Here is a 3,407-nt window from a genome sequence, read left to right on the forward strand (position 1 = left end):
AACTATCGACCAACGTCATGAGCTTATTAAAGATTGGATAGCGCAGGAAATAGGCGACAAGCACGCTTACCAGTACGCAATACACAATCCCCCTGCCTTGGACGGCTTGGAGCAACCGCATTGCCATTTGATGTTCTCAGAGCGAACGATAGACGGCATCGAGCGCGACCCTGACCAATATTTTAAGCGGTATAACGCAAAAAATCCCGAAAAGGGCGGGGCAAAAAAAGCTAACACAGGACTAGGACACGCAGAACGAAAAGCCGACCTAATAGCACAGAGGGAGCGATGGGAGAATCTGTGTAATGCTCACCTAGCACGAGCAGGTAGTGACGCACGTATCAGCATGAAGTCGTTAAAGGCCCAAGGCATCGAGCGTGAGCCTGTAAATCTCACTATGCGACAATTCAAAATGCCATCTGTCATTGAAACATACAAAGAGTGGCTAAACGCTAAAGCTGAGCATCTAAGAGCCTTACAAGATAAAGACAGTATTAATATAAGGGCTGAGATTGAACGACTCACAGAGAAGAGCCAAACGGCCCAACCATACGAGTATGAATGGATTGTCGATGCTGTAGCACGTATAAACGATGGTGAGAACATGAGCCATTATCTAGCAATGCCTTTGCTATCAAGACATCAAGACAGCCATATCATGAGCTTACAAGATGACCCCAACGACCCCGACAATGAGCAAAAATTTGATGAGCAGCAGCTAGAAAAAATCAATCAATGGGCCGAAGATAACGACTTGAACCGCCTAGCTAGTGAAGATGTGCGCGGTCACATGCGTAGAGTGTACGAGTTCTTTGCCAGTGCTGATAACGTAGCCAAAAATCAGGATATTATCGACCTGATGCACAACCCCAAAGACCATAGAGCGCCACCAGAGCCACGACAAACCATAGAGCCACAACAAACCATAGAGCCACAACAAACCCCCACTAAGGGCCACCGTATGAGACGCTAACGCCCTACGGTTATTGGGTCAGCATTAGCCAGGACAGGCGATAACGCCCGCCTGATCATGGCTAATACTCGACCATACAACAAAAAAAACGCCCCTAGTATTGACACCTAGGGGCGTTTCCTCTTTAATAGGTTAACGGTTACAGAGTGCTGAAACACTCCGTAACGAACAAATAAGCATTCGCGGTGCGTTATTTGAACAGTAAATGAATACCCGTTTAACGGCTATTTTATCCATATTCTGCTCAAAACTCAACTCCCAGTACGAAATATTAGTTATACCGCCTATTTGTTCGTTATTCTTTGTGTCGCTCTCTCTGTACTGTACCCGCTGAATGGGTGGCAGGCATCAGTGACGACTGCATTCAGCTACAGGGTTAAGTCTATTACAGGGGTTTCCTAACAGAGTAGACAGCGCAATGAGTGGTCATATAGGTCAGCCTAGTACGTATATTGGATAATACCTTGCGGAACAGTCTGTATGGCGGTTAAAAGCGTGTTAGGGCGGTGCTATCAATCGTAATTTTAACAGTGTCAGCTTGATACAGTGATGACACCCGATTGACGCGATGAGCGATGCCGAGGGCATACCATTGAATCGGATACACACTAAAGTGATGAGCATATTGCTCGAAATCGCTTTAGGGTGAGTGTGTCCGATATCTGCTCCAAGCTCAACCAAGAGCATATAAATATACTTAGGCTATTTACTGAATTAACAAATTAAATTAGAAAGAATATATATACATACAGCCCTTGAAAGAGAGTCGCAATTCTCATCTATGACTCACACACCTAATGTGAATAGATACTCTTTAGACCCTGCCCCCCACACCTAATGCTGCTAGGGCTTTATAGAGACGCTGATAAAGTATGAGTATGAAAAGATACATACACTGTATGTACAAAGTCCGCGACAAAAATAATTGAATAAAAACGCTTGTTATCTGTACATACATAGTACATACTAAGTATGTAATCAATATGTACTTAATAAGGCGAAAAATATGACTACAAAAGCGTTCACAATTCGAGTTGAAGAAGACCTCATAAAATCTTTTCATCATGCGTGCTCAAACACTGATACAACAGCATCTCAGGCTATCCGAGCATTCATGCGCGACTACATCAAAAAGAATGGCCAAGGTGACTTATTCACGAACACGGGGAATAAATAACATGAACAACCCCATCATTGACACTGCCCCCAAATCAGTACAGCTCACACCACAGGACATCGATCAGATTTTACATGCTCTGTGCGTACTACATGAGATTACCGACCTAGAATATATGCACCTAGCCAACCGTATGGGCCACAACGTCTCAGGGCTACATGATGACCCTGACGCGAAAAGGGCCGAGGTTTTAGATACGGCCCATCAAAAAGAAGAGCAAACAGAGCATCTCATCAAAAAGCTATCAGCTGAAGAGAGCATCTACTCGCTGACAGAAGAATACAGACCCGCAGAAACCTTAAAAGAGTACGCGACCCCTCGTGATGCTACAGGTATGCCGACCCCTAAAAGTTGGTGTTTCTAATTATTCACCATAGGACGTTGTCAGAGCTTCATAATCGGCTCGTACAGCGTCTTTATCTTTTTCCGCTATGTACCCATCATCGAACAATAATGAAGCTAATCTAGCGAAGTGTGGTTCGTCCTGTGCTGCTGTTAGAAGTGCTGACCCCCAAATTATTTGTCGCCTTGTCCGTTTCTTGCGTTCTTCACCTTTCACCGAGTCCAGCATCTTTCTAGTTTTTGCCCGAGCATCTGCCAGTTCTTCAGCTTTTTTCTCCGCGCGTAGCAGTACCGCTAGCTTTTTATCATCGTCAGCTGTGCGGTCTTGTTTGCTGCCTAAAGTGACAATTAACTGCTGTGCGTCTGTTGGCTTGTTGAACCCCTCAAAACGTCTCACAAGTGATTCTAAGTACTCAGTGTCGATACGCATCATAAAACCCCGTTACCAGTATTTTTTTTAAGATTCCAACACTCTAACATATTATGATATTATTTTAGTAGTCCGATGGTTGTTAACCTGTTCGAGTAGAACAAGGGCACGCTTAGACGTTTCTCATTCTATCCGCTAACGCTACTAGAATGAGAAACGGCGTGGCAAGGGATAAACCCCTTTGCAATCCCCAATCAGGTTAGCACCTGACAAAAACAAAAAGAGCAAAAAATCATGGCAATAGCGAGATTAAGCGTTGGTACTGGGAGCAAAGGCAAGGCAGGGCCACATGCCCAATATATTGCCAGAGAGGGAAAATATGCTAAGCCCGATGATAACCTTGAAAAATTAGAGTTCACAGGGCATGGCAATATGCCCAAGTGGGCCGAAAGCGAACCCAATTACTTTTGGAGAATGTCAGATGAGCATGAACGAAAAAACGGTAGCACATATAGAGAGCATGTGATCGCGTTGCCGCGAGAGTT

At 44.5% G+C, this 3,407-nt stretch carries 3 protein-coding genes and 1 pseudogene; 3 read left to right on the forward strand and 1 reads right to left on the reverse strand.

Annotated features, from left to right (window positions below):
* Together ACT3QP_RS14415 and ACT3QP_RS14420 are read left to right on the forward strand one after the other, a co-directional pair.
* Nucleotides 1–973, forward strand: a 973-nt coding sequence (locus tag ACT3QP_RS14415) for a MobA/MobL family protein (protein WP_444525979.1), incomplete at its 5' end; no start/stop codon positions are given.
* A 1,178-nt stretch (nucleotides 974–2,151) separates the two neighbouring features.
* Nucleotides 2,152–2,514 carry a hypothetical protein gene (locus ACT3QP_RS14420; protein ID WP_444525980.1) on the forward strand — a complete coding sequence of 121 codons (363 nt, stop codon included), beginning with the start codon at nucleotides 2,152–2,154 and terminating at the stop codon, nucleotides 2,512–2,514.
* Here the strand turns inward: ACT3QP_RS14420 and ACT3QP_RS14425 are convergent, their stop codons facing one another.
* The gene (locus ACT3QP_RS14425) at nucleotides 2,515–2,922 is read right to left on the reverse strand and encodes a hypothetical protein (RefSeq protein WP_444525981.1); all 408 of its coding nucleotides are present in this window, start codon (nucleotides 2,920–2,922) and stop codon (nucleotides 2,515–2,517) included.
* 234 nt (nucleotides 2,923–3,156) lie between these two features.
* Here ACT3QP_RS14425 and ACT3QP_RS14430 point away from each other — a divergent pair.
* A pseudogene (locus ACT3QP_RS14430) lies at nucleotides 3,157–3,407 on the forward strand (MobA/MobL family protein); the annotation flags it as partial.

The organism is Psychrobacter sp. AOP7-B1-24 (genome assembly GCF_052376215.1).
Lineage (GTDB): Bacteria > Pseudomonadota > Gammaproteobacteria > Pseudomonadales > Moraxellaceae > Psychrobacter.